Annotated in this window: 21 protein-coding genes and 1 pseudogene (1 of these 22 running past the window's edge); 5 read left to right on the forward strand and 17 right to left on the reverse strand. The window is 33.7% G+C overall.

Translation table 11 applies throughout. From position 1 onward, the window contains the following. Together THYS13_RS03425 and THYS13_RS03430 are read left to right on the forward strand one after the other, a co-directional pair. Nucleotides 1-752, forward strand: partial view of a class I SAM-dependent rRNA methyltransferase gene (locus tag THYS13_RS03425; protein ID WP_006570357.1) — the 3' portion only. The gene continues 424 nt to the left of window position 1, outside the view; the window shows 752 of its 1,176 coding nt (coding positions 425-1,176); its start codon lies off the left edge, out of view; it ends in the stop codon at nucleotides 750-752. Between the two features lie 66 nt (nucleotides 753-818). Continuing rightward, entirely contained in the window at nucleotides 819-1,052 is a 234-nt protein-coding gene (locus THYS13_RS03430; RefSeq protein ID WP_003868407.1) for a peptidoglycan-binding protein, read from the forward strand. Here THYS13_RS03430 and pyrE read toward each other — a convergent pair. The 7 genes from pyrE to pyrR form a co-directional block, all read right to left on the reverse strand. After that, complete coding sequence (pyrE, locus tag THYS13_RS03435; protein ID WP_039929352.1) at nucleotides 1,049-1,621, reverse strand: orotate phosphoribosyltransferase; 573 nt, start codon at nucleotides 1,619-1,621, stop codon at nucleotides 1,049-1,051. The genes THYS13_RS03430 and pyrE overlap by 4 nt on opposite strands. A gap of 13 nt (nucleotides 1,622-1,634) precedes the next feature. Further along, nucleotides 1,635-2,543 (reverse strand): dihydroorotate dehydrogenase, encoded by a 909-nt coding sequence (locus tag THYS13_RS03440; protein WP_042833165.1) that lies wholly within the window; start codon nucleotides 2,541-2,543, stop codon nucleotides 1,635-1,637. Next, nucleotides 2,540-3,271, reverse strand: a complete 732-nt coding sequence (locus THYS13_RS03445; protein WP_042833166.1) for a dihydroorotate dehydrogenase electron transfer subunit — start codon at nucleotides 3,269-3,271, stop codon at nucleotides 2,540-2,542. Before THYS13_RS03445 ends, THYS13_RS03440 begins: the two co-directional genes overlap by 4 nt. Nucleotides 3,272-3,279: 8 nt before the next feature. After that, entirely contained in the window at nucleotides 3,280-4,203 is a 924-nt protein-coding gene (gene pyrF / locus THYS13_RS03450) for an orotidine-5'-phosphate decarboxylase (protein WP_042833167.1), read from the reverse strand. 59 nt (nucleotides 4,204-4,262) lie between these two features. Continuing rightward, on the reverse strand, nucleotides 4,263-5,558 hold the full coding sequence (locus THYS13_RS03455; protein ID WP_042833168.1) for a dihydroorotase: 1,296 nt from the start codon (nucleotides 5,556-5,558) through the stop codon (nucleotides 4,263-4,265). A 1-nt stretch (nucleotide 5,559) separates the two neighbouring features. Beyond that, a complete protein-coding gene (locus tag THYS13_RS03460) occupies nucleotides 5,560-6,474 on the reverse strand; it encodes an aspartate carbamoyltransferase catalytic subunit (RefSeq protein WP_042833169.1) in 915 nt (304 codons plus the stop codon). Nucleotides 6,475-6,680: 206 nt separating this feature from the next. Continuing rightward, a complete protein-coding gene (pyrR, locus tag THYS13_RS03465) occupies nucleotides 6,681-7,217 on the reverse strand; it encodes a bifunctional pyr operon transcriptional regulator/uracil phosphoribosyltransferase PyrR (RefSeq protein WP_029688802.1) in 537 nt (178 codons plus the stop codon). 221 nt (nucleotides 7,218-7,438) lie between these two features. Here pyrR and THYS13_RS03470 point away from each other — a divergent pair, with 221 nt between their 5' ends. Further along, nucleotides 7,439-8,434 (forward strand): AIR synthase family protein, encoded by a 996-nt coding sequence (locus THYS13_RS03470; protein ID WP_042833170.1) that lies wholly within the window; start codon nucleotides 7,439-7,441, stop codon nucleotides 8,432-8,434. Nucleotides 8,435-8,567: 133 nt separating this feature from the next. Here THYS13_RS03470 and THYS13_RS03475 read toward each other — a convergent pair whose 3' ends face one another. Beyond that, the gene (locus THYS13_RS03475; protein WP_042833171.1) at nucleotides 8,568-9,491 is read right to left on the reverse strand and encodes an RluA family pseudouridine synthase; all 924 of its coding nucleotides are present in this window, start codon (nucleotides 9,489-9,491) and stop codon (nucleotides 8,568-8,570) included. A 4-nt stretch (nucleotides 9,492-9,495) separates the two neighbouring features. Further along, entirely contained in the window at nucleotides 9,496-9,930 is a 435-nt protein-coding gene (gene lspA / locus THYS13_RS03480; RefSeq protein WP_042833172.1) for a signal peptidase II, read from the reverse strand. A gap of 194 nt (nucleotides 9,931-10,124) precedes the next feature. Between lspA and THYS13_RS03485 the strand changes: the two genes are divergently transcribed. Beyond that, nucleotides 10,125-10,703, forward strand: a complete 579-nt coding sequence (locus THYS13_RS03485; RefSeq protein ID WP_042833173.1) for a Uma2 family endonuclease — start codon at nucleotides 10,125-10,127, stop codon at nucleotides 10,701-10,703. A 58-nt stretch (nucleotides 10,704-10,761) separates the two neighbouring features. Here the strand turns inward: THYS13_RS03485 and THYS13_RS03490 are convergent, their stop codons facing one another. The 6 genes from THYS13_RS03490 to brxF form a co-directional block, all read right to left on the reverse strand. Next, nucleotides 10,762-11,727: a DUF4236 domain-containing protein gene (locus THYS13_RS03490; RefSeq protein WP_042833174.1), complete on the reverse strand. Its 966-nt coding sequence runs from the start codon at nucleotides 11,725-11,727 to the stop codon at nucleotides 10,762-10,764. 64 nt (nucleotides 11,728-11,791) lie between these two features. Further along, nucleotides 11,792-12,769, reverse strand: coding sequence for a BREX-3 system phosphatase PglZ (gene pglZ, locus THYS13_RS03495; protein WP_235603224.1), 978 nt, complete (start codon nucleotides 12,767-12,769; stop codon nucleotides 11,792-11,794). A gap of 6 nt (nucleotides 12,770-12,775) precedes the next feature. After that, nucleotides 12,776-15,460, reverse strand: coding sequence for a DEAD/DEAH box helicase (locus THYS13_RS03500; protein ID WP_042833175.1), 2,685 nt, complete (start codon nucleotides 15,458-15,460; stop codon nucleotides 12,776-12,778). Nucleotide 15,461: 1 nt separating this feature from the next. Further along, nucleotides 15,462-18,023, reverse strand: coding sequence for a DNA methyltransferase (locus THYS13_RS03505; RefSeq protein WP_042833176.1), 2,562 nt, complete (start codon nucleotides 18,021-18,023; stop codon nucleotides 15,462-15,464). A gap of 15 nt (nucleotides 18,024-18,038) precedes the next feature. Continuing rightward, entirely contained in the window at nucleotides 18,039-21,722 is a 3,684-nt protein-coding gene (locus THYS13_RS03510; protein WP_042833177.1) for a DUF6079 family protein, read from the reverse strand. A 1-nt stretch (nucleotide 21,723) separates the two neighbouring features. Then, complete coding sequence (gene brxF, locus THYS13_RS03515; protein WP_003869593.1) at nucleotides 21,724-22,200, reverse strand: BREX-3 system P-loop-containing protein BrxF; 477 nt, start codon at nucleotides 22,198-22,200, stop codon at nucleotides 21,724-21,726. 583 nt (nucleotides 22,201-22,783) lie between these two features. Between brxF and ltrA the strand changes: the two are divergent. Further along, nucleotides 22,784-23,656, forward strand: a pseudogene (ltrA, locus tag THYS13_RS03520) (group II intron reverse transcriptase/maturase); the annotation flags it as partial. A 91-nt stretch (nucleotides 23,657-23,747) separates the two neighbouring features. Here ltrA and istB read toward each other — a convergent pair. Both istB and istA read right to left on the reverse strand, forming a co-directional pair. Continuing rightward, nucleotides 23,748-24,518 (reverse strand): IS21-like element helper ATPase IstB, encoded by a 771-nt coding sequence (istB, locus tag THYS13_RS03525; protein WP_042832981.1) that lies wholly within the window; start codon nucleotides 24,516-24,518, stop codon nucleotides 23,748-23,750. Further along, nucleotides 24,511-25,983, reverse strand: coding sequence for an IS21 family transposase (istA, locus tag THYS13_RS03530; protein ID WP_082990393.1), 1,473 nt, complete (start codon nucleotides 25,981-25,983; stop codon nucleotides 24,511-24,513). The genes istB and istA overlap by 8 nt, the downstream gene beginning before the upstream one ends. Nucleotides 25,984-26,074: the final 91 nt, after the last annotated feature.

The following is a 26,074-nucleotide window of genomic DNA, read 5'->3' on the forward strand; positions in this document are numbered from 1 at the left end:
TTGAAATATTAAATCCCAAAGGCATTTATGAAAGAAATGATGTAAATGTAAGAGAATTAGAAGGGCTTCCACAGCAAAAAGGATATTTGTACGGCAAGTTTGACACAATGCAACAATTTGAAGAAAATGGAATAAAATTTTGGGTAGACATTGAAAATGGCCAAAAGACTGGGTATTTTTTAGATCAAAAAGAAAACAGAAAAGCAATTCAAAATTACGTTAAAGATGCAGAAGTTCTAGACTGTTTCAGCCATACAGGCTCATTTACAGTACATGCCCTTCACTATGGTGCAAAAAGAGTTGAGACAGTCGACATCTCTGAGGAAGCCATTGAAATGGCAAAAAAGAATGTAGAACTCAGTGGTTATCAAGAAAGATGTAATTTCGTATGTGACAACGCCTTTGACCTATTAAGAAGATATGACAAAGAAAGCAGAAAGTTTGATACTATAATACTAGATCCCCCTGCCTTTACAAAAAGCAAAGAAACTGTAAAAGACGCATTAAGGGGATACAAGGAAATAAATTTAAGAGCATTAAAAATTCTAAGAGAAGGAGGCTTTCTCATCACCTGTTCTTGTTCACAGCACATAAAACCTGATATGTTTTTAGATGTCATTAAAGAGGCAGCCAATGATGCCAAAAGAAATGTAAGACTTGTAGAACAACGTACTCAATCAAAAGACCATCCAATATTATTAGCCTCTGAAGAAACTCAATACTTAAAGTGCCTAATTCTACAAGTCTTATAAAAAAGAACACTTTCCCTATTTTTATCATATTGTGTAATAGTGAAAGTGTATAAATGAGGTGAAAAAATGGAGAGGCAACAATTAGGCTCCAGGCTTCTATATGAGGGTACCGTCGGGTACGATGTCCTTCAGCTTCAAATGATTCTTCAAAGTTTAGGCTATGACCCTGGTCCAATAGACGGCATTTTTGGGCCAAGAACCAAAAACGCTGTTATGAGATTTCAAAGGGACAATGGCCTTAAAGTTGACGGAATTGTAGGACCTGAAACAATGAGAGTTATAAATATGCTTATACCTTAAAATTTCCTGCTTCCCGGCTTTACAAGAGGAATGCCTTCTTTGCAAAGGGGACATTCCTCTCTTTCAAATGCTTCAACATACAAGCTTACCACAGACTTAAAAGGAACTTCAAAATTTACCTTCCCGTCACTTCTATCAACTATGCTTCCAACTCCTATTACATTACCTTTTAAAGAATTGACTAACTCTATAACTTCTTTTACGGAGCCCCCTGTTGTCACTACATCTTCTACTACAAGCACATTTTCTCCTTCTTTGATTTCAAATCCTCTTCTTAGCTTCATCATTCCTTCTTCTCTTTCTGCAAAAAGAGCTTTTGCTCCAACTTGACGAGCAACTTCATAGGCCAATATAATTCCTCCAATTGCAGGCCCTATTACAACATCTATTTCGTGGCCTTTAAATTTTAATGCCAATTCTTTACTAAAAATTTCGCTGTATTTAGGATATTGAAATATTTTCGCACACTGCAAATAGGTATCGCTGTGTTTTCCTGATGTCAATAAAAAATGTCCTTTGTTAATTACTCCTAACTTGCTAAAAATCTCTAAGACTTCTTCTTTTTCCATTTTCTCATCCCCTTTAATCAACCTTTAAAGAACCTATAATCTCATTTATGTCTTCTATATTGTTTAAAACCATATATTGTTTTATTCCCTCAATAACCTCAATTGTGCAATTGGGATTTACAAAATTACAAGTGCCAATTGCCACTGCCTTCGCCCCCGCAATCATAAATTCTAATGCATCTTTAAATGAACTTATACCGCCCATACCTATAACAGGAATTTTCACGGCTCTCGCTGCCTCATACACCATCCTAAGGGCAATAGGCTTTATAGCAGGTCCAGACAAACCCGCAATCATGTTCTTAAAAATGGGGGTTCTTGTATCAATATCTATAGCCATCCCTGCAATTGTATTAATTAAAGATACAGCATCTGCTCCTCCATCTTCTGCTGCTTTAGCACAAACCCCAATATCCGTCACATTTGGTGTTAATTTTACAATAACAGTTTTTTGTGTAACTTTTTTTACTTCTTTTGTTATATTAAATATATCATCAGGATTTATTCCAAAAGCCATACCACCTTTTTTCACATTTGGACAGGAGACATTTATTTCAATTCCATCAACACCATCTATATCAAGCTTCTTTGCCATGTAAGCAAATTCCTCAATGGTTTCTCCTGCAATATTTACTATTACAGCAACATCATAATCTCTTAAAAAGGGCAGCTCTTTCTCAATGAAAGCATCTATACCCGGATTTTGAAGCCCTACACTGTTTAGCATTCCACAAGGAGTTTCATAAACTCGTGGAGGTGGATTACCTTCTTTAGGTTTTATTGTAAGTCCTTTTACAACTATCGCTCCTAATTTATTTAAATCAATATATTCTCCGTACTCTCTTCCAAACCCAAAAGTACCTGAAGCTGTCATCACCGGATTTTTTAACTTAAGTCCCCCAACTTCAACTTGTAAATTCAAAACTCCACCTCCTCTGCCCAAAAGACGGGACCATCTTTGCACACTCTTTTGTACTCAAAACCACCATCTTTTTTCACTTTGCAAGCGCATACAAGACAAGCTCCTATGCCACAAGCCATCCTTTCTTCTACAGACATTTGACAAGGAATGTTATTTTTAAGAGAAATATCTTGTAATATCTTTAGCATAGGTTTTGGTCCACAGCCATATATTATGTCAATCTTATCAATTATATCTTCAATTCCTTGTATCACCATTCCTTTTTTACCAAAACTTCCGTCCTCTGTCGTGACAATAACTTCTCCTAAATTTTTAAAGTCCTCCACAAGAAAAATTTCACTTTTAAATCCCAACGCAATATACAAATTTTTTGCTTTGATTTTTTTAGCAAGGTATAGAAGGGGAGGAATGCCTATTCCCCCTCCTACTATTAACACATTTTTGTCCTCATATAGTTCAAAACCATGTCCGTGAGGACCTGTTACTTCAATTGTGTCTCCTTTTTTCATTTCGGATAAATTTTTAGTACCTTCCCATTTAACCTGATATACAATTGTCATGGATTTGTCATCAGCAGAGCATACGCTTATAGGCCTTTTTAGAAAAGTCTTGCCTTTGCAGTCTACCATTACAAATTGGCCTGGAGAGGGTATTCCCCCTTTCCACTCAAATACCAATTTATAAATGCCACTGGCTATCTTTTCATTAGACAATATCCTGGTTTCCATTTTTCACCTCAACAAGCAATGTATTTTCTTTTAACAAGCCCATTGTTAATCATGCCTGTCATAAGAATTACTTCGGCTCTCGCCGCTTGTGCATACTCATATTCAGAATATACATCTTTCCAGTAAGGACTTTGATATGCATAGATAACGCTCCGTGAAGAATTTATTATCGCGCCAAATCCATTCTCATCAAAACAATCCATTATATCTTCAACAGTCCCCCCTTGTGCTCCATAGCCTGGCACTAGAAAGAAGCAATTTGGCATTTCCTTTCTTAGCACTTTTGCCTCTTCTGGATAAGTTGCCCCTACTACTGCACCTATAGAACTATAGCCATATTTCCCAACTGCTGACTTTGAAATTTTATTTATTATTTTAGCAACTAGTTGATAGACGTATTCTCCTGTTGCAGTTTTTATATCCTGTATATCTTTAGAACCTTTATTTGAAGTCTTGACAAGTGCAAATATACCCTTATTGTATTTGATCGCATCTTCTACATAAGGGATTATAGTATCTTCACCCATATAGGGATTTACAGTAATAGCATCAAACAACTGGTTTTGCAAATAAGCTTTTGAATACATTTTTGCAACCTCTTGTATATCTCCTCTTTTAACATCCGCTATTACCATAAGCCCTAAATTTTTGGCGTATTCAGCAGTTTTGAAAAAAGCTTTAAATCCTTCTATCCCATAAGCTTCATAAAAAGCAACTTGGATTTTGACCGCAGGCACAATATCGTAGACTGCATCTATTATCCCTTTGTTAAAGAGATATAAAGCTTCACCCACACCTTCAATGTTTTCGCCTCTTTTTTTAAAGGCAGTATCCTTTATAAACTTAGGCGTCATTTCAATTCTGGGGTCAAGTCCTACCACTACAGGACTTTTTTTAGATTTTATACTCTCAATTAATTTATCAATAAACATCTACACCATCCTCTTATTGAAAATTTATTCATTTTATCGCATAAATATTCCTTTATTAATTATACCTCAATTTTTTCAATTTTTCTATCCCTTGCATATTTTATTTGACCTTCAACTATTGTGTATTCCACAACTCCTTTTAGCTTCATACCATGGAAAGGTGTGTTTTTTCCTTTTGATTTAAATTTATCTTTGTCAACTACATACTCTTCATAAGGGTCTACAATTACAATATCCGCTATCGACCCTACCTTTATCCCACTGGATATACCTAATATTTTCGCAGGATTTATACTCATGTAATTGACTAACTCTTTTATGGTTATTTTACCTGTCTGTACAAGGAAAGTATTTATCACAGAAAATGCTGTTTCTAAACCTGATATTCCAAAAGCAGCCATGTCGTAAGGCACTTTTTTGTCATCCTTAGTGTGAGGGGCATGGTCTGTCGCGATTGCATCTATTGTGCCATCTTTCAATCCTTCTATTAATGCTTCTATATCCTCTCTTGTCCTTAAGGGTGGATAAGCTTTTGTGTTTGTATCGTAATTGTAGACTGCTTCATCTGTCAAGGTAAGATTGTGAGGAGTCACTTCAGCAGTTATTTTCACTCCCTTTTCTTTCGCTTCTCTTATAAGTTCGACACTTCCTTTTGTTGAGATATGTGCGATGTGAATCCTTACACCAGTTGACTTTGCAAGTATAATATTTCTTGCAAGCATGACTTCTTCTGCTTCTCTTGGTATGCCTTTTAATCCTATCATTGTGGAAATTACTCCGCTATTCATTACACCTTCGCCACTTAATGTTTTGTCTTCACAGTGAGTTATCATGAGTAAGTCATACATTTTTCCATATGTCATTATCCTCTTCATAAGCCCTGCGCTCATTATTGGAAAACCGTCATCAGATAAGGCAACAACCCCTGCTTTTTTAAGTTTTGCCATCTCGGTTATTTCTTCGCCTTTCATTCCCTTTGTCATGGCTCCTATAGGCAGTACTTTTACAACTCCTTCTCTTTGCGCAATGCTTTTTACATATTCTACTACTATTTCATTGTCTATAGGAGGATTTGTATTTGGCATGCAGGCAACAGTAGTGTAACCTCCTGCTGCTGCAGCTTCTGTTCCTGTTTTAATAGTCTCTTTCTCTTCAAATCCCGGCTGCCTTAAATGGGTGTGCATATCCACAAAACCTGGGAGTACATATTTGCCTGTCGCATCAATCACTATCCCGTCTGAGGCTTGTATATTTTTGTCAATCGCTTTTATGATACCATAGTCTATTAATATATCCGCTTTAACTTCACTTCCAAACCTATCTATTACAGTACCGTTTTTTATAATCATTCTCATTTTAATTTCTCCTTTCACAAAGTATTTTTAAAAGTGCCATCCTGACAGCGACACCATTCGTTACCTGTTCTTCTATGACAGAATACTCAGCATTTGCTGCTTCTGAAGTAACTTCAACATTTCTGTTTATAGGTCCTGGATGCATCAATATCGCATCAGCTTTTGCAAGTTTCATTCTCTCTTTATTTATCCCAAAATATTCTCTGTATTCGTCAATTGATGGGAATAGTCCACTTTTTTGCCTTTCCAATTGAATTCTTAGTCCCATCACTACATCCGCATCCTTTATAGCTTCTTCTACATTGTAGTAAGCTTTAACTCCCATCTTTTCTATTTGGGGTGGCATCAAGGTGGAAGGGCCTGCAACTCTCACTTCCGCCCCCATCTTTTTAAGACCCCATATATTTGACCGTGCAACTCTGCTGTGCATAATGTCTCCTATTATCACCACTTTTAATCCTTCAAAGCTTTTTTTCTTTTCTCTGATTGTCATCATGTCCAACAAGGCTTGAGTCGGATGTTCGTTTATACCATCTCCTGCGTTTATGATAGAGGCATTTGTGTATTTTGCCATAAGATGCGGCGCTCCACTCATGTTGTGCCTTGTTATTATCACATCCGCCTTCATCATCTCAACAGTCCTTATGGTGTCTATTAAAGACTCCCCTTTAGCCACACTGCTGGTTGCCACTTCTATATTGCCGTAATGGGCTCCTAAATACTTTGCTGCCATCTCAAAAGATAGTCTTGTCCTCGTGCTAGGTTCGAAAAAAATCGTCACAACTGTCTTTCCTTTTAGTATCTGTGAATATTTTTCTCCATTCAGAATTTTTTTCATCTCCTTTGCAGTATCTAAAACTTCCAGTATTTCTTCTTTCGATAAATCCTTAATGCCTAATAGGTCTTTTCTATCCACATTACCTTCCTCCTTTTAAAAAAAGAGTAGTAACCACATCACAATAATGTGAAATGGTACTACTCTTTTTGTATAAAATATTCTCTTTTGTTAAAATTAGGGTTTTTAAATTTTGGCATAAAAAATCCTCCCTTTTTAGAGTTTAACACTCCGGGAGAATATTTATCATTCTCCCTTTTTAGCCTCACTGGGCTAAATTAAAGGTGCTACTTTTCAGTTATTACCACTCTGTTGACTTTGTCTACTTCCTCCAACATCACATTTACTATTTCATTTTTTGATGTTGGAACATTTTTACCCACATAATCTGGCTTTATAGGCAATTCCCTGTGCCCTCTGTCTATTAATTCTGCCAGCTGTATTGCCTTAGGCCTCCCTAAATCGATAATTGCATCCATAGCAGCCCTTATAGTCCTTCCTGTGTATATCACGTCATCCACTAATACCACTATTTTACCTACTACATCTACACCTATATCTTTTTTCTTCACTAAAGGCTGTTCAAGGTCTGTTGTGAGGTCATCGCGATATAAGGTGATATCCAATGACCCTACTGGAGGCTTTTTTCCTTCAATTCGCGATATATACCTCGCTATTCTTTCTGCTAAAGGCACTCCTCTTGTCTTAATGCCTACCAAAACCACATCTTCAATGCCTTTATTCCTTTCCACAATCTCATGGGCTATTCTTATCAAGGCTCTGTCTATGGCTTTTTCATCCATTATCTCTGCTTTTATCTTCAACTTCCTAACCTCCACAAAAAAGCTTCTTGCACTGGCAAGAAGCTTCTTATGCTACATATAATTATGCCAACCTTGCCAGCCTCACAGGACTGCTTAAAGGACTTCGTTTTCTATATATTATCACATTCTTTTCAACTTGTCTATAGGGAATATTTAAAAAAAATAAAAATTGTGCTAAGATGTTAGTATTGACACCAATATTAAAAGAAGGATGTGACAAAATGGAAGTAGGAAAAGTACCTGTAGAAATACTAAAAAGAAGTGTTTTCCCTTATCTTGGCGTTAAAAGAAAAGAAGTTTTAGTCCACTCCCAATTAGGAGAAGACAGTAGCATAATCGATTTCGGCGAATACGTGGCAGTCCTTTCAACAGACCCCATAACAGCAGCAGACAAATTAAGCGGCTTTTTATCTGTCATAATATCCTGTAATGACTTGGCTTCTTGTGGCGCAAAGCCAATTGGAATATTATCAACTATACTGCTTCCTGAAGGTACTGAAGAAGCTACTTTACATGGCATCATGAAAGAAATAGATAGAGCAGCAAAAAAATTAGGCATTGAAGTTTTAGGAGGCCACACAGAAATAACCTCTACAGTAAACAAGCCTATTATAAGCACAACAGCAATTGGCATAGCTAAAAAAGGTGAATACATAACCACAAAAGGCGCAAAAATAGGCGATGATGTCATAGTTACAAAAGCTTTAGGCCTTGAAGGTACAGCAATTTTAGCAACTGATTATGAAGATTTGCTGCTAAAGCGCTACGATAAAGATTTTGTCTTAAAAGCAAAAAATTTTTTAAACGAAATAAGTGTCATAGAAGAAGGACTTATTGCAACACAAAATGGTGCAAATGCAATGCATGACATAACAGAAGGTGGAATATTGGGAGCAGCCTATGAAATCGCAGAAGCATCAGGCCTTGGTATTGAAATATATGAAGAAAAATTGCCAATACGCCCTGAAACAAAAGAAATTTGCCGTTTTTTTGGCATAAACCCTTTAAAGCTCATATCCAGCGGTTCAATGATAATTACTGCCAGTGATGGAGATAAAATAGTCAAATCTCTATCTGAAAAAGGAATACAAGCTACAATAATAGGTAAAATTATAAAAGAAGGGAAATATTTAATAACATCAAAAGGAAAAGAAGAAATAACTCCACCAGAGCGAGATGAGATATATTTAGTAAATAGAGAGAGGATAAAAGTTTAATTCTTGCCTGAAGTGCTCCGGCTCAGGATGACATGTAAAAATGTTCTTGATGACATAAAAAATTAAACATAACATGCAAATATACAATTTCAATAGCTTCGCAATATACCCATAAACATAAAATCTAAACTTTTTAATGAGTGGAACGTCTTAAAATTTCAATCAACCTTACAAAATACTCAGGAAGAGGAGCTTCAAACTCCATGTAAACTCCTTTTGTAGGATGCATAAATCCTAAAACACGTGAATGTAATGCCTGCCCTTCCAACTTAAACTTTTGCTTTTTAAAACCATATACTGGGTCCCCTACGACAGGATGACCAATATAAGCCATATGCACTCTTATCTGATGAGTCCTCCCTGTCTTTATAACCGCCTCTACTAATGTATTTTCTTTAAACCGCTCCAAAACTTTGTACAATGTAAGAGCATATCTTCCATCCTCTATTACAGCCATCTTTTTCCTGTCAACAGGGTGCCTTCCTATAGGTGCCTCAATTTCCCCCGCTTCATCTTTTATAACTCCCTCTACAATAGCAACATATTTTTTTACAACACTTCTTTCTTTTATTTGATTCGAAAGGCTTATGTGGGCCTTATCATTTTTAGCAATAACCATCACACCAGAGGTATCCTTATCAAGCCTGTGAACTATACCCGGCCTTAAAATGCCGTTAATTCCCGATAAATTTTTGCAGTGGTAAAGAAGTGCATTTACAAGTGTACCACTGTAATTTCCCGGTGCCGGATGCACTACCATTCCCTGGGGCTTATTTATCACAATTATATCATCATCTTCATAAAGAATATCCAAAGGTATATTTTCTGGCAGTACATCAATTTTCTCTGCCTCTGGGATATTTACAACAACCTCATCATTCTCTTTTACCTTGTAGCTGGGCTTTACCGTTTTACCATTTACAAAAACAAGCCCATCCACAATCAATTTTTTAATATAAGACCTTGTGTAATCTAACTCTGCCGCAAGAAAAACGTCTATTCTCTTTCCCTCATCCTCTTTTTCTCCTTGCAAAACTATCTTATCTACTATGTTCATCCCATCACGCCTTCTCCTTAAAAATCATAAGATATCCTAATATAATAGCTCCTATGACTATAAAAGAATCTGCAACATTAAAAACCGCAGGGAAAAATTTAAAATTAATAAAATCTACAACATACCCTAATCTCACTCTGTCAATTAGGTTTCCAATAGCACCACCTAAAATCATAGCAAGTGTATAATTATACACACTATTCCCTGGCAGTTTAATCATAGAATAAATTAGCACAGCCCCTACAATTACTGTTATAACTATAAAAAAAAGAGTCTTATTCTGAAGCATACCAAATGCCGCACCTTTATTTTCTACATAAGTAAGATGAAAAAAATTCTTTATAACAGGATAACTCCCTATAGGCATAAGATATTTCACTGCAAGGTATTTTGTCACTTGGTCAAGCAAAACTACAAACGCTACAATAATTATCTCCAATGCCAATTCCTCCTATGTATTCATTTGTTTTTCTAACCATATTGCTGTACGAATATATTATACAAAATAAAACATTTTAAAGCTATAGGTTTAAAATATAGTGCTCATAAGATATAATGAAATTATGGAGGAATATATACTAAATTGCATTAATTCCTCCGCAGAAATTTAATATAAATTCAGGAGTGATAATTATGGAATTCCCAATAAAACATAATATTTACACATATTCCGATTATCTTAAATTGGAAGATGGTGAAAGAGTAGAATTAATTGAAGGTAACTTTGTCGCTATGTCACCTTCACCTTCAAGAATTCATCAAAAAATAATTACAGAAGTTTCAAGGGTTATAGGGAATTTTATTAAAGAAAAAAATTTAGAATGTGAAGTTTATGTGGCACCCTTTGACGTTAGATTAATAGACAAAGATGAAACTGAAGAAAATTGTAAAAATGTTGTTCAACCTGATATTTCTGTGATATGTGATAAAAGTAAATTAGACGATAAAGGCTTAAAAGGTGCACCCGACTTTATAATCGAAGTCGTTTCACCCTCAAATGCTTCTATTGATTACGTTAAGAAACTCTATTTATATGAAAAATTTAAAGTGAAGGAATACTGGATAGTAAATCCCATTTCAAAAAATATATTTGTCTACAAATTGGATGAAAAGGGTCAATATTCAGAACCCGAAAAATATACAATAGAAGATACTATAAAAGTTAATATTTTTAAAGAATTAGAGATAAATATCGCAAAACTTATTAAATAGCTTTGAAAGGTTTTTCCTTTAGAACTTGAGAAGTATACATAAAGTTTTTACGGTATTCTTAACCTTCCATCTCATTTAAAATTTCAGCCACATCCAAAAAATTACTATCCTCCACATAAATCTTTTGAAATTGCTTTAACGCCTTTTCTTTTTGTCCTAATTTCATATAAACTGTCCCCAGTAAATACCTGAATATCTTTATCTCTTCAGTATCAGTTTTTCTCTTTCTCATTGGTCCTTTTTCTAAAACTGCTAGAGCCATATCAGGTTTGTTAAGTTCTATATAACAATCAGCCATAGCATTGATTACAGGCAAACTATTCTTATACTCCTCTGGCAATGAATTCATAAGTTCAAGTGCCTTTTGGTATTGCCCAACCTTAATTAAAAGATTAATGTAATGAGTTTTTGCCTCCAAATCCTCCGGATACTTAGAAAGATACTTTTCAAAACACTCAATAGCCTTCTTATCTTCTCCTAAATGAATATAAATAATTCCAATTTCTTTATATAAAGAAGTCGCATCAGGCTCTATTTCAATGACTTTTAAAAAATTCTCTAAAGCTTTTTCATAATTACCACTATTGTAGGCTAACTTGCCTTTATTAAAAAAGGAAATAGCTTTTGAAATAGGCTTCTTGCTTAATGTATATGAATAAAACACAAAAATTATAAAGCCTAATATTCCCAAGAGAGTATATGCAAATAGCAATATAAAAGAAGCAATAAATAGCAAATACTTAGGAACTTTTGAAGGCATTTTCTTCAATATTTCTGGTGGATAAGTTATACTAACATTATTTATTTGAGTGTTAAGTGAAGAACTGACTTGTTTTTTCTTTTTATTTAAATAATTGACGGTATAAAGACCTGTCCCCGGAATCCCAAAAGAAGTATAAACTCCCCGGGGACCTACCCCTATTCTCGCACCTCTTTTCCCTACACTAAAACCTATACCGCTTTTACTGACATTTATTCTAACTCCTTTACCCAGACTAATACTTTTTCTAAATCTCCAGCTCAATGGAAATCACCTTCTTTCAAATTACTGTAATTTTTATATATTCCCTTATAAAACACCTTTCAATTTATCTAATAATCACAATATTATCCCCCATTTTATTCACATTTACTGCCCATAAAGAAGACAAATTCATCCAATCCTTATACGACTTACTAAAACTCAACAACTCCTTTATTTTTTCTATCATTTTTCTATATTCTTTCAAATACCTTTCATTCTCATCATACAAAATTCCAACATATGTCCATTTGGGAAGCCTTTCAATATTTTCCACTTCTATAGGTTCAATATATTTTTCATAAAAAATATTATCAAGATATGCCCTAATATCATAGTCACTAAAATCAATTTTGGCATTATGCGTCCCTTCTATTAAATCATTGATATAATTCTTCCATTGTACCCTTACAAATCTAAAAAATCTATCCTTTCCTGATAAAATTTCATTTAAAGGTACATCTTTTAAATTCTCTTTCTGCCTTAATTTATACTCCAAATAATCAGAAAGCACCTTAGGTAGCTCAATATTTTTGTAATACAGTCGTAAAAATGCCTTTACAAGCTCATTTAAATTATTTATGTGCTCTGGAATAATTCCAAAAACAGCCTTCATCACATAATCTTTTGTCCCATTTTCCCCCAACACATTTCCATCGTAAAAACTATATACCTCATAAATTTTCCCCAAAAAGTCCGTACCCAATTCTTTTAAAACAGCATAATCAAGTTTTGGGAAAATTTCTTTCAATGATATGGACACATGATGAAAAACTGTCTGTATATCATAAGGAATTTCATTTATTTCTTTACACTTAAGTATAAATTTCTTATTGGGTTCTACAAAAGAATCATAAAATTTTCTATAGTTCAATTCATAATAAAACCTAAAACTATCCGGTTCCTGATAATTATATACCTCATATTCATCCTTATGCAGCATCTCTATAATGCTTTCTTCATTTAAAATGTCATCTTTATCCTCTAACAATATAAGATTAGAACCTTCTAAAGATAATTTATCTCTGATATAATCCTTAATCATATAGACTCACTCCAAATACACAATGTACAAAGGCTTTAACATAGGCAATATATCCATAGACTTTTCAATTTCTTCTTTCCATCTTCTTTCCTCATTTTCTAATTCCACAAGTCTCCGACGCCTTACAGCCTCAAGTCCTATCCTTAAAATAGCTTCTTTTCTTAACTTAAAAGCGTATTCATATCGCTCTTTTTCCTTAACTAAATTCTCAAAATAATTATTCTTTATTTTCTCAAAATAATCATAAGCCATATTCTTTGCAGTATCATGTATAAAATCATACATTTCCTCATCAATTGATTTATACCCCTTAAAAATTACTTCTTTTTCATTCTTCAAAAAAATATCCCATATCAGATTTGCAGAAGCAATTCTCACTTTTTTATCCTTGTTTAAAAAAACGGGGAATACATGTTTAAACTTCTCAGAATCTCCATTAATGCTAATTTCCCATAAAGACCAATATCCCTCTTCATTTGAAACATCTTTTAAATATAAAATCGGTATCTTGCTACTTTTTATATATACAGGCAAATTTTTTATCATATTTTTAATTTCTTCATTATTCAACGAAATCAAATTCTCATCCAACATATCAATAGAAATTTCTACCCCTTCAGCAGCCATTTTATTTATATACATATCCCTAATCCACTCATTAATCGGTAACCCACTAATTTTACTTACTATATTTAAATCAAGTTCCTTCTCTTCTCTCAACAATCCTTTTATCCTATTTATTTGCTCTGTCTTTTCCTTTATTTTATCTTCCATAATACTTACGTTATACTCTATACCTTCAGGCATCTCAATGCTTCTCATATAAAGCTCCGTAAAATCCATCTCTGACTGTACAGAATCAAGTATATCACCCATCTTATCAACACCAAACTGCTCATAAATCATTCTTAATTTTTCTTCCAGAACTTCCCTCACTCTAAATTCAATCGTATCCTCTAACATAAAATTTAAAACCAATACATCTCGTTCCTGCCCTATTCTATCAACTCTACCTATCCTCTGTTCTATTTTCATCGGATTCCATGGCAAGTCATAATTTATAACAATATTGCAAAATTGTAGATTTAAACCCTCTCCACCAGCATCAGTCGAAATCAAAACATCTTTGTAATTTTTAAACTCTTTCAATGAAGCATCTCTTTCTTCCATAGACATAGAACCATTTAATATAGCTACTTTATATCCTTTACTTTTAAGAAAATCCTTCAAATATTGCTGTGTAGCTAAAAATTCTGTAAAAACAATAAATTTTTGACTATTTTTATACTCCATTGAAAGCTGATCAATAAAATCTATAAGAACCTCTGCTTTTGCATCAATATATTGACTTTCAGCTTGCTTCGCCAATCTTAAAAGTTCCTCTAACTCATCTATTTCTTTTTTTATATCAATAGATTTTATTTTTAACAATTCATCTAATACCTTTTGTGCGTCATATTCAAAAAACATATCTTCTTCAATAGATTCTATTCCTACGACCTCATTTTTTAAAAACTCAAGCCTATTTTCCAAATTAACTTTTATAGCATGGGTACTGCTTGTAACTAACCTTTGCATAAGAACCATCAAAAACCCAATATAATATCTTTTTTCCTTTTTAGCTCTGTTATATCCTTCAGCTACATACTTCGTAACTTTCTCATAAAGTTCCCTTTGTAGGCTATGCTTCATGTTCCATGATATATTAACTGTCTTAGTTATCCTTTTCTTAAAAAGTGGATTACCATCTCTATCAACAGCTTCTCTTTTTTCCGTACGAATAATATATGGAGCAACTTGCTCTCTTACAATAGCTTTCTCATTAGGAAATGCCTCTTTATCAATAAGTCTCATAAGCCTCAAAAATGAATCTGTTTTCCCTTGATGAGGTGTTGCTGTCAATAATAAAAGATAAGGACTCGCTTTCGACAACTCAATTCCAAGTTTGTGCCTTGCTACATCACTGCTCGAACCTGCCAAGCGGTGAGCTTCATCTACAACGATTATATCCCATCCAGCCATAACGAGGTTTTCCATTCTTTCTTTATTAAATTCTTTAATGCGCTCCTTCGTCCACCCCTGTCTCTTTTCAACAGGTTTTACTGAATCCAATGAAGTTATAACTTGTGGAAACTTATCCCATATATTCCCCTCTCCATAAATTCTCTTCAAAACTTCAAAATCCTGAGGAAGTATAATTTTAAAATCTTCATTAAACTTTAATTCTAACTCATCATGCCATTGAGTTATAAGCCCTTTAGGACTTATAATTAAAATTCTTTTCACAAGCCCTCTTGCTTTAAGCTCTTTTATGATAAGTCCTGCCTCAATTGTTTTTCCCAAACCAACTTCATCTGCCAGAAGATATCTTACTGTACTCTTTGACAGTGCCCTGTTTAGCGCATATATTTGATGCGGCAGTGGTATAATACTGCCGCTTATCGAAGACAAAAAACCCTGAGCCAGTTCATTTGAAATGCGCGAAGCTATAGTTACATATTTGAAATAATTTAAGTCAAACTCATTTTTCTTCTCTGTACTTACAAGTCTTTTATCTGACACAGTATAGGTCACCTTTTCAATCGGATCATATATGCTGTAAGAAACATACCCCCACAACTCAAATACATCAATTATTTTCATTGCTCTTTTTTTATCAATATCAAAAACCCAATCTCCAACTTTGAACAAATCAACCACCTAACCTTGTCACTGCATTATCATAATACATGAGCAAAGTTTGGTCTTCTTGTAGCACATTTTCAGGCAGTTTTTCGCCTATTTTTACAATCGTTTCATAATCTTTGTTTTTCCAGCAATTTTTGAAACCAGCTCTTATGGCTTCTGTCCTAAAAACTTTAAGTCGTCCTGGAACATTTTTATATTCCTCAAATTCTTTAAGTAATCTTTTTTCCCTCAGTTTTTCAAGGTCTGCCTGCTTATTTGCATCTGGCACATACCATCTGCCTGCCTCATCTTGCAAAAAGTTTTCCTGTAGTAAATCCAAAAGCTCTGGCAGTTTTTCATATCTTAGCTGCTTTAACTCCTCTAAAAACATAGGCTGTATTTCCTGATATGTCATAGGTTTATTTAAAAGCTTAAATTTCAGCCACTGTATTGCTGTCTTTTCATCTTGTATTACAAAAGCAAGCTGCTCATTAAGTTCTAATTTGAGCCTTTTTGTATCATAAATAGCCGCCTGATCCGGTAAAAAGTACATTCCATCCCTCTCTATAAACCTCTTCTTCAATCCCTCATAAAACTCAGCAGCACTCATTGGAATAGTAGCACCCTTTTGTATGTGAAATGCAATCATACTATCATAAAGTAAATATTCCTGTCTTTCTGGTATTATATCAAGTTTTCCATTTGTCTCTATAACAACAGGCAGTTTTTCTAGATGCTGTCTTATAAAATCCCATACTCCCTCTTCCGTTCCAGCTTCTTTCAAAAACCTTTTTATAAACCCTTCTTTAGGCTTGTAAGCTGATATTATAAGGTCTTGTTTTACAGCATTAGTTGTAGTTACCTGGTTAAAACTTCCTTGTTTTTTATCTAAGGTTCGTACATTTGCTATTACAAAACCAGCTTTTAAGATCGCCTCCTGTATTGCATTCCACACAGCATTTTTAGAATTGTGAAACACTACAGTCATCCATCTTCCTGGCTTTAATATCCTGTACATCTCTGAAAAAGCCTTCTCCATAAGCTCCTGATACTCATGAAGTCCCTTTTTCTGTATCTTGTTTATAACAGCTTCTGTTTTATTATTTGTAAATACTCTAAGCCATGCCTCCCATAGAAAATTAAGCTCACTGTACATAAGGTTATCTCCAAAAGGAGGGTCTGTGAAAATGTAATCTATAGAATTAGAATTTATATTATCAAAGTTATTACATGACTGGGTAGTAATTTTCACTTTTCCTAAATTTATCCCTGCATCCTTATTAATTAAAATTCTTTTTGCAATTTTCCTATCTATAAAATCAATAATATTAACTTCATGTATCATTGAACTTACATATAATGTACCGGATAATTTGCTTGGTAATCCCTTAGGTCTCTCCCTATTTAATCTTGACCCCCCCTCAGTAACAGCACTTATTAACCAATAAAAATTTCTTCTATTTAAATTTACTATATTATTTATCCTCTCATATAAAGCACTCAATACATACAAATTCCTCTTAGTATAAAAATGATGTACATGTGTTATGCCAATTCTTATAGGTTCTCCAGTTTTGTCGCCTTTAGGAATGGCATCTGTTGGATACAAATAGGGTATATCCATCTCTTCAATTTTCTGTATAAGTTCCAAATCAAATTTGTCAGGCTTTTTTTTATACCTTTGCTTACCTACTGTATAGTTAATAAGAACAGGTACTTGTTTTGCCTGTTTTATTGTTTCACCAATAGCCTTATCATAAACAGTCCTCCACGCCCTCTCAAGACTTGTTTTGGTTAATTTTGCACCACAGTGAGGACATTTAAATTCATCCAGAACTTTTCCATCATCTTTGTCTACAGCAGCATCCCAAAAAACTATTTCATTGCTGCAGCTGGGACATATAAACACATCAGACCATACAGTATAATTTATTTTACCTTTTATAACATTTCCTGTTATGTCATATTGCGGAACGCCATCAAGAGTATGTATGGTTTCATACATCCACCCACATTCTTTTTCTACTTCCTTAAGTATCCTCTCTGCCTCTTTTTTAAACTCCTCCACATCAACAGGGGTATTGTAATTGTAAGCTATAAAAGTAGCAGCAGGAGATAAATCTCCAAGAATGGCTCTTCTTGCTCCCCACTCTACTTTTTTACCCTCTTTTTCAAACTCCTTTTCCACTTTAAGTTTAAACTCCGGGTCAGGGTTGCCGCACATCTGTGCCGCAACCCCCGTCATGCCAGTTCCACAAAACCCATCAAATACTATATCTCCTGGCTTTGTATAATGTAGTATATATCTCATAATCGCTTTGTGAGGCACCTTTGTGTGATACGAATGGGCATTGTATATAGGATCATTTTTCCCTTCAGATACATCTGCCGTATAGGGTTCACAATTGTAATCATCCTTTTCTTCAACATAAGGTTTCCCGTATTTTTCAATGAATTCATTTATAAAAGGATTTGGACATGCAGTATAATAAGGCGGATCAGAAAGTTCTATTATATCTTCATCTTTACCAATAGGAAATCCCTCTATATCTCTTACTTTATCAAGCATTTCCTTTGTTAATTTCACCAGTCATTCCCCCGTTTATTTTATAATAATTCTCACTTTGTCCTTTTCTTTGCCTTTTATAAGAATGTCGACATATTCCAAAAATCTTTTTTTAAACTCTTCTACTGTTATAGGTCCATCAGCGGTTAAAGTAGAAATAAGCTCAGGTATTTCAATCTCTACTTTTTCAAGACCAGCAATTAAGTCTTTTACTGCTGATACAAACAGATTATCCACTTTCTCCGGCAATTCTTTTTTATTCAAAAAGTCACGTATAACTTTTTGTTGGTCTTTATTCAAAATTTCCATTCTTTCTTGAATCATTGGATCTTCAATATTATCTAATAAAATTTTAGTCCATTCCATATACAAATTTTCTATTTTGTCTTCAATTTCATCCAATTTTCCAAACACAGGAACTTCGCCACTTTTTATACTGTATCCACAATTAGGACATTGTGTCTCAATTTCCATGTTTTTTTCTGTTAAACTATAACAGGTTTTTAAAGAGGCCAATATATCCTCAATTTCGCTAAATTTGTTAACAGGAAATATTCCTACATCTTTAAGCTTCTTAAGATTATTAAACAGATCACTTGCCATTATTTTCTTTTTACGCTCATCTCCATTATAATCAAGCCTGTGTTTCTTATGATACTCAAGGTACAAATCAATATACTCTATTTTCAATTCTTCTAATTCTCTCGTCAGCCTTTTTATATCTTCACTTTCTTTAGTATCAATTTGTTTTATAAATCTTTCTACTTCATTTTTCATTTCATTTATATTTTGCTTTAATTCAATTTCTTCGGGTAATTGCTGTTCGGCAGAGGACAAGTATTTGACAAGTTCTTCTACTTCATTTTTAAAATCAATTATTTTTTCTATTTTCTTTACTGTCTCCAATGTCTTGAATTTTTCTTTTAGCTCTTCTTCAGTATACTTAAAGTTTCTTAATTTTCCAGGGGTATTAAAGGCTTTTAAACTGTCAAGAAAATCTCTAAAATTATTGAGCAAATCTTTATAATCTCTTATTTCAAATTCATCAAATACAGGCTTACCCCATATAGTTTTATTTGAAACAACAAATTGATTAACAGTTACAACTTTTTTAGCCAGTTCTTCACTCTTTGCCACCATTTGTCTTATAGCTTCTTCTGGTTTGCTAAGACTTGCTGTTACTAACCCTGATGGCAAGCCTAACAAAGTAAATAGAGTTTTTAATTCTCTGACAGGTATATCTCTGGGCCTCTCAAAACTGTCAAAATCTATAAGCTCTCCAACGTTCATATTAGCAAGTGCCTCTATTGTAGTAGCATCATAAACTTTATTTTTTATCCTCAAGATTATATCTCCGCTGTACACAAGGGCACTGAGCAAAAGAACCACCCACTGCACTTCTAATTTGAATCTTTTATCAATATCCTCACCGTTTACATTCTCTATAATATCTTCTCTATTTAAAACTTTCCCTGGTGGAAGTTTATATAATTCATTTAAAAAATAATTAGCATATTTTGAATTTCCGGGTACAATATCATCCCCTAAAATTAAATCAAAAGACTGCAATACTTTCTTGCCTGTTTCTGTCTTCTTGCCAGCTAAATAATTCATTGCACTTTTAAAAACTTCGTTTAAATTTGCCTCTGTGATTTTTGTGTAAAATGTAGGATATTCACTGTATTTTTCACTGAAATACAATGATAAGCAAGAAGAAGCCGCCTCATCAATATAACTTTTAATAGTATCATAATTAGCTGTTTTTCCTTTAAGCCAATAGATTATACTTTGTGTTTCTCCTTTATAAGAAACATTAAAACATTTTGACACATTATCTCTTATCCATTTAGTAATATCCTTTTGAAAACCATTAGCTTTATCTTCATAAATTTTTTTCTGGTCACTGGAGGATAATTCACTTAACTCCATTGTAGCGGCATATTTTTTTATTTTCTCTATTATTTCTTCATCCGTATTAACAAATTCAAAAAATACTTCATCTTCTTTTCCATTTAATATATATTTTTTATTATAGTTAACTCCAACAAAAGGAGGTAAAAAGTAAATATAAAAATCTCTTGGAGGCTGAGCTGTACTCCTTTCATCAGGATATCCCATAAAAAGATAGCCATATCTTTTAACATTTTTCTCATTCCAAGTAAGACTATACTCCCATATTCTCATGTTTGGCACTTTTTCAGGAGCATTCCAATCAAGGACTTTTATAAGCAATTCAAAATAATGCCTGTTAAAAATATCTTCTGACAATATTTCTGCTTTCTCCTGAATTTTGGCATCATAATTTATGCCTTCTCTTACCATGTCAAGATAATACTGCTGATTGTCTGGATTGTATGAAATATATTGCCAGCTCAATGTTTTCATTATTTCCTTCATTATTGTTTCTATAGTCGTTATTAAAAAGTCCTCTTCTATCTCTGGCATTTTTATATATAAACACAAATCATCTTTAATATTTTCAACTGTTATACCAACAGATGTATGTATATCTCCTGTAGTAAACCTATGAACACTTAATGCATGTACAATTCTTAATGCAGCATCTTTATATTGAGGTCTTGTAAAGGAATGTTCAATTAAATCTTCTACGGCAACGCTTTTATCAACTACTCTCTTTATATCTGGCTCTGCCCTTAATGAAGGATTGTCTCTTAAAAACTTCCAATAAGAATCATAAGAAATAATTCCAGGCTCATCTTCAGGTACATCTTTGTCTAACAGTTCTCTCATCAAATGTGATATTGTTTTTAAAACTTCTCTTTTCTCTACAATAAACATTTTTTCAAATACTTCTATAAACATAGGATGTATAGGATATAATTCCACAAATTCTTCGATTCTGCTGGAAATACTTTTATACAACGGACTGAATTTCTCTAAATGGCTCCTTATCCATGCTTTTTGTCTGTCATTCTTTTTTAATAATCTTTGAGATACTACGTAGGAAATATCTTCCCTTTTAATTATTAACTGTTCAAATCTGTCCTTCATCTTTAATACAGTTTGTGCAACAGCATTAAATGCCGGATTATCAAACAGGGTCTCCTGTACTCCCGTCATAAATCTCAATCTGGTAGACTTTGTTATTTCTCCTATTTCTCTTAAAAAAGTTAAATCGCGAATCAATTCCTGTTCTTTCCTTGCTTTTAGAAAATCTAATAATTCATCAACCACTATGAGATAGCCTTTGTCCGGAAATTTGTCTTCAAATTTACTCATCATTTCCATAAAAGCATCTTTGTTATTTGTAACTTCATCAATTGGTGGAAAATAAAACTCTATCCCGTATCTGGCAAGGTCCTTTTCTATCTCTTTCGTAATTATATTTCTTAAGGGTGTATTTACAGCCCCAATGTCAAATCTTAAAACTTTAAATTTTCCTGCAATCTTTCCCATCTCTTTTTTTAACTCTTCATGAGAAACATAATCTAGCATTTCCTTATTTTCTGCTACTGCTGAAATTACAGACATTAAATGGGATTTACCAGTACCATAATTGCCAACTATAAATATACCCTTATTGTCAATTGTTTCATCAAACTGCAATTGGGGTATACAAATATTAATAATACTATCTGCCATCCCTTCTGATACTACAAAGGATTTGACAAGTCTTTTCGCCTCATCGATCTTGTCTGCATCCTTAAGTTTTATAACAGTTTCAATCGGTTCATACTGAATAAGATCTCCATATTTCATCCTATCTTCCTCCCTCAATATTTATTACAATTATATCCAAGTCATCTTTTTTGTATCTCCTATATTCTGGATAACCAGGTTCAGCGTATGTCAATATACCATTTATATAAGAGCCTCCCCAGGATGTAATTATTTTTTTATATTTGCTCATGTTCTTAAGCATTTTTAAAGGGTCTATTTTCAAATGGGGAGCAAATAAAATCTCTATGTTATCTAATATTGTAACATCTGTTTTACTTTGAGACAAAATTTCTTCCATAAAATCATCTACATAGTAGCAACGCTCTTCAAAAGGTATATTAATTAATTTTTCTGACAGCTTCAAATTTAAGTTTATGTAATCATAGTTATAATCAGAAGAAATTTTCTTGAGAATTTGCGTTTTTCCGCTCCCAATTGGTCCTACTAATAAAATTAACTTGTAATATTTATACGGTAGCAAAATAAAAGCATCCTGTATATCTTTATAAATTGACATATCACCTTCTCCCCCTTTGGACCTATATATTTATTTCTATAAAAGTTTACAAATTCCTGCACGTGGATAAAAATATAAGAGAGTTCAATGATATACCGGTTTTAAATACTCATTTGTTAAATAAAAACAGGCATGAATTTATGTACAGTGCCTGTTTTTTTATGTGCGCCCGGCATGGGCGATAACTAGGCGGTGAAAGTCCGCTGTGGGCTTGGTAGTGGGAACCACTAGTCAAGAGCAAGGGTGTCCATCGTGAGGTGGAATCTGAAGGAAGCTTAAGGCAAAATCTCGGTCTGATGAACAAGAACCAGATAAGAGGCTGAATTGGGATGGATGAGTTTGCGTAACAAAACGAAGTCCAACACTACCCGAAACCCATACAGTAAATCTGGCAGATAGATGAGATGAAAGTTATCGTTCTTACCCGGGGAGGTCTCAAGGATAAGTCATGGAAGTAAAATCTGAAGTGACAACCCATGCAGTGATGTATGGCTGAACCTTGAGAAGTCAGCAGAGGTCATAGTACTTATCTAGACATGAATAGATAAGGAAGGACCGAACGTTAGGAGGTTTTGAAAATCTTATGGACTCGAAAGATATGCGAAGACTGCAGACAACTCAACAAAGAGGCTATCCGTTGAATAGAGAAATGGAATTTCAAAAGACAACGGAAGTGCATAGTATATCATCGGCGTCGGAAGATGGAAGAAACGAAGTACAAAGATATACCAGCAAGATGCTTGAAATGATAGTAGAACGAGGAAACATGGAAGCAGCATACAAGCGCGTTGTTGCAAATAAAGGAAGCCATGGAGTCGATGGGATGGAAGTAGATGAACTTCTACCGTATCTCAAAGAAAACTGGTCAACCATAAAACAACAACTGCTGGAAGGGAAATACAAACCACAACCAGTGCGAAGAGTAGAAATTCCCAAACCAGATGGAGGAGTAAGACTACTAGGAATACCTACAGTACTAGACAGACTAATACAACAAGCAATAGCCCAAATACTAAATAAAGTCTACAACCATACATTTTCTGATAGCAGTTATGGATTCAGACCAGGACGCAGTGCAAAAGACGCAATAAAAGCCGCAGAAGCATACATAAATGAAGGATACACATGGGTTGTAGATATGGACTTAGAAAAGTTCTTTGACAGAGTAAACCACGACATAATAATGTCCAAACTAGAAAAGCGGATAGGAGATAAAAGGGTACTAAAGTTAATACGAAGATACCTAGAATCAGGAGTAATGATAAACGGAATCAAAATATCAACAGAAGAAGGGACACCCCAAGGAGGGCCATTAAGTCCCCTATTAGCAAACATAATGTTGGACGAACTAGACAAAGAACTTGAGAAACGAGGGCATAAATTCTGCCGATACGCAGATGACTGCAACATATATGTAAAAAGCAGGTCTGCAGGAAACAGAGTAATGAAAAGCATTGTTATTGTCAATAAAAATTCCCCACTTATGGGAAAGATTTTTCCCCACCTAAGGTAAAAAATTAATCAGCTATTATCTTCATTACTTTAGTTTATTCTTTTTTAGAGTTTTCTTCTGACATAGATTTAATAACTCCTTCTCTCTGTTTCATTCTGTAACTTTCGCCTTTAATTACAACAAAGTGACAGTGATGAACAAATCTATCTAGTATAGCAGTTGCTAATACTGGATCGTAAAAGATTCTAGCCCATTCTTCGAAAACTTTATTTGATGTTATTATTACAGAGCCTTTTTCATATCTTTTTGATATTATTTCATAAAAGTCATCTACACTATTTTGATTAAGTTTCTTAAGTCCTAATTCGTCTAATATGAGAAGGTCTGGACTCGTATAATATCTTAATTTCTGCCCAAAGGAGTTATCTGCTCTTGACATATATAATTCTTCTAGCATTTCATTTACTGTGGTAAAGAGTACTTTATATCCTTGTGATATTGCCTTTAAACCAAGTGCTATTGATAAATGGCTTTTACCTGTTCCCGGCGGGCCTATAAAGGCCACATTCTCTTTCTTGCGGACAAATTCACAGGTCGCCAGGTTATATATAAATCTTTTATTTATGGATGGTTGATAGTTAAAATTATATTCTTCAAGTGTTTTATGCTGTGGAAATCTTGCTTTGTTAACTCTTTTGATATTACTGTTATTCTGTCTATTTAATACTTCATCATTGATTAACATCTCAAAGAATTCCATGTATGATAAACTGTTTTTAAGTGCTTCTTCATTTCTTGACTCGAGTGTTTTAATAATACCTGATAGCTTTAAATCCTTTAACCGGGAAGTTAATAAATCATTCATTTTTTAATTCTCCTAAATTTATGAGTTTGTTGTATTCATAAAGTTCCCTTGAAACATAGGTCTTGTCTTGATTTATATAACTCGTATTTGTGTCTATTGGAAGGTCTATTATTCCTTTTTCACATATTTTCTTTATAATTTTATAGCTGTAGGCATTATATGAAATGGCTCTTAAACATGCATTGTTTATTACTTCGTCACTATAATGCTTTCTTAATGATAATATGCCTGAAATAGCCCTATAGTCATACTTTTTAAGATTGCCCTGCTGTATGAAGTTTTCAAAGAACACATTGGCATGTATACCTATTTCTTTCATTTCTTCTTTTTGCCTTGACAAAATGTCTTTGCTTGATATATTCTTACTGTAAGGATAATGTTCATTATTTGTTATGTATCTCCCTTTATCCTCTGTGCATACTGGATGAAGGGCTATTTCTTTTTCTTTAAAGTATATTTTGATTAGTCCGTTTGCGATTATAGCATCAACTTCTTGCCCTATGTAAGCATATGGTACTGAATAATAATTACCATTATAGGATATGTGGCAGTTTGTGTTAACTATACATTTAACAGAGTTTGATAAGATAAAATCCTCTGTTGGAAGGGGCAATAGTTTTTCTTTTTCAATTGACTTGAAAACTTCCAATGGAACTTTTTTGGTTGTACCATGTATTCTTACATTAGCAATGGTATCAAGCCATAACCTCGAAAAGTTAACAGCTTCGTCGATATTTTCAAAGTCTCTGCTTTTGAAACAATTATCCTTTACATAATCGACATTTGATTCTACCTTGCCTTTATCTGTTGGCGTTCTAACCCTACATGGCTGTGGCCAGAATCCATAGTGTGCTGCAAAGGCTGCATAATTTTTTTGGACAGTGGGCTCGTAAAAGTCTGCTTCTAATATTGCTGCTTTTAAGTTGTCTATTTTTACTGTTTGGGGAACACCTCCAAAATATCTGAATGCATTTTTATGGCAGTCAATAAATGTTTTTACTGCTTGGTTAAATACGACATCACAATACATATACCTTGAATAGCTTAGTGTCATTACAAAAACCCATGCTTTTTTATGCTTCCCGTTAACTTTAATGGTACCAATATATCCAAAGTCAACTTGTGCTTCTTCTCCTGGAAGAGTATTTAGTACCATGTATGGTGTTTGGGTTGGTTTTTTAATTTTGCTTATATATTTTTTTACTGTGTCATAACTTCCTGTATATCCAAAGTCTCTTTGCATATCTTGGAATATACGCATGGCACTTAAGTCTTTTGATGCCTGAATATTTATATATTCTTTATACGGATCTAATATTGAGGCTGTTGGTTTTCTTTCTATAGTTCCCCCTTCATCAATTTTTTTAAGAATGTTTCTTACAGTTTTTCTGTCAATTTTTAATATCTGGGCAATTTGTGTTTTGTTATAACCTCTTTTAAAAAGTGTTTTAATTGTTGTATGCATATCTACCCCCAACATTGCAATTTCCTCCTCTGTAGTTTTATTTTTATTTTAAACTACAGAGGGTATTTTCTCAATCTTACTGGGGAAAAAT

Source organism: Thermoanaerobacter sp. YS13 (assembly GCF_000806225.2).
GTDB classification, from domain to species: Bacteria; Bacillota; Thermoanaerobacteria; order Thermoanaerobacterales; family Thermoanaerobacteraceae; genus Thermoanaerobacter; species Thermoanaerobacter uzonensis.

Coding starts and splice junctions, on each gene's coding strand:
- THYS13_RS03430 (WP_003868407.1), top strand. CDS start 819: ATGGAGAGGCAACAATTAGGCTCCAGGCTTCTATATGAGGGTACCGTC.
- pyrE (WP_039929352.1), bottom strand. CDS start 1,621: ATGGAAAAAGAAGAAGTCTTAGAGATTTTTAGCAAGTTAGGAGTAATT.
- THYS13_RS03445 (WP_042833166.1), bottom strand. CDS start 3,271: ATGGAAACCAGGATATTGTCTAATGAAAAGATAGCCAGTGGCATTTAT.
- pyrF (WP_042833167.1), bottom strand. CDS start 4,203: ATGTTTATTGATAAATTAATTGAGAGTATAAAATCTAAAAAAAGTCCT.
- THYS13_RS03455 (WP_042833168.1), bottom strand. CDS start 5,558: ATGAGAATGATTATAAAAAACGGTACTGTAATAGATAGGTTTGGAAGT.
- THYS13_RS03470 (WP_042833170.1), top strand. CDS start 7,439: ATGGAAGTAGGAAAAGTACCTGTAGAAATACTAAAAAGAAGTGTTTTC.
- THYS13_RS03475 (WP_042833171.1), bottom strand. CDS start 9,491: ATGAACATAGTAGATAAGATAGTTTTGCAAGGAGAAAAAGAGGATGAG.
- THYS13_RS03485 (WP_042833173.1), top strand. CDS start 10,125: ATGGAATTCCCAATAAAACATAATATTTACACATATTCCGATTATCTT.
- pglZ (WP_235603224.1), bottom strand. CDS start 12,769: ATGATTAAGGATTATATCAGAGATAAATTATCTTTAGAAGGTTCTAAT.
- THYS13_RS03510 (WP_042833177.1), bottom strand. CDS start 21,722: ATGAAATATGGAGATCTTATTCAGTATGAACCGATTGAAACTGTTATA.
- brxF (WP_003869593.1), bottom strand. CDS start 22,200: ATGTCAATTTATAAAGATATACAGGATGCTTTTATTTTGCTACCGTAT.
- istB (WP_042832981.1), bottom strand. CDS start 24,518: ATGAATGATTTATTAACTTCCCGGTTAAAGGATTTAAAGCTATCAGGT.
- istA (WP_082990393.1), bottom strand. CDS start 25,983: ATGCATACAACAATTAAAACACTTTTTAAAAGAGGTTATAACAAAACA.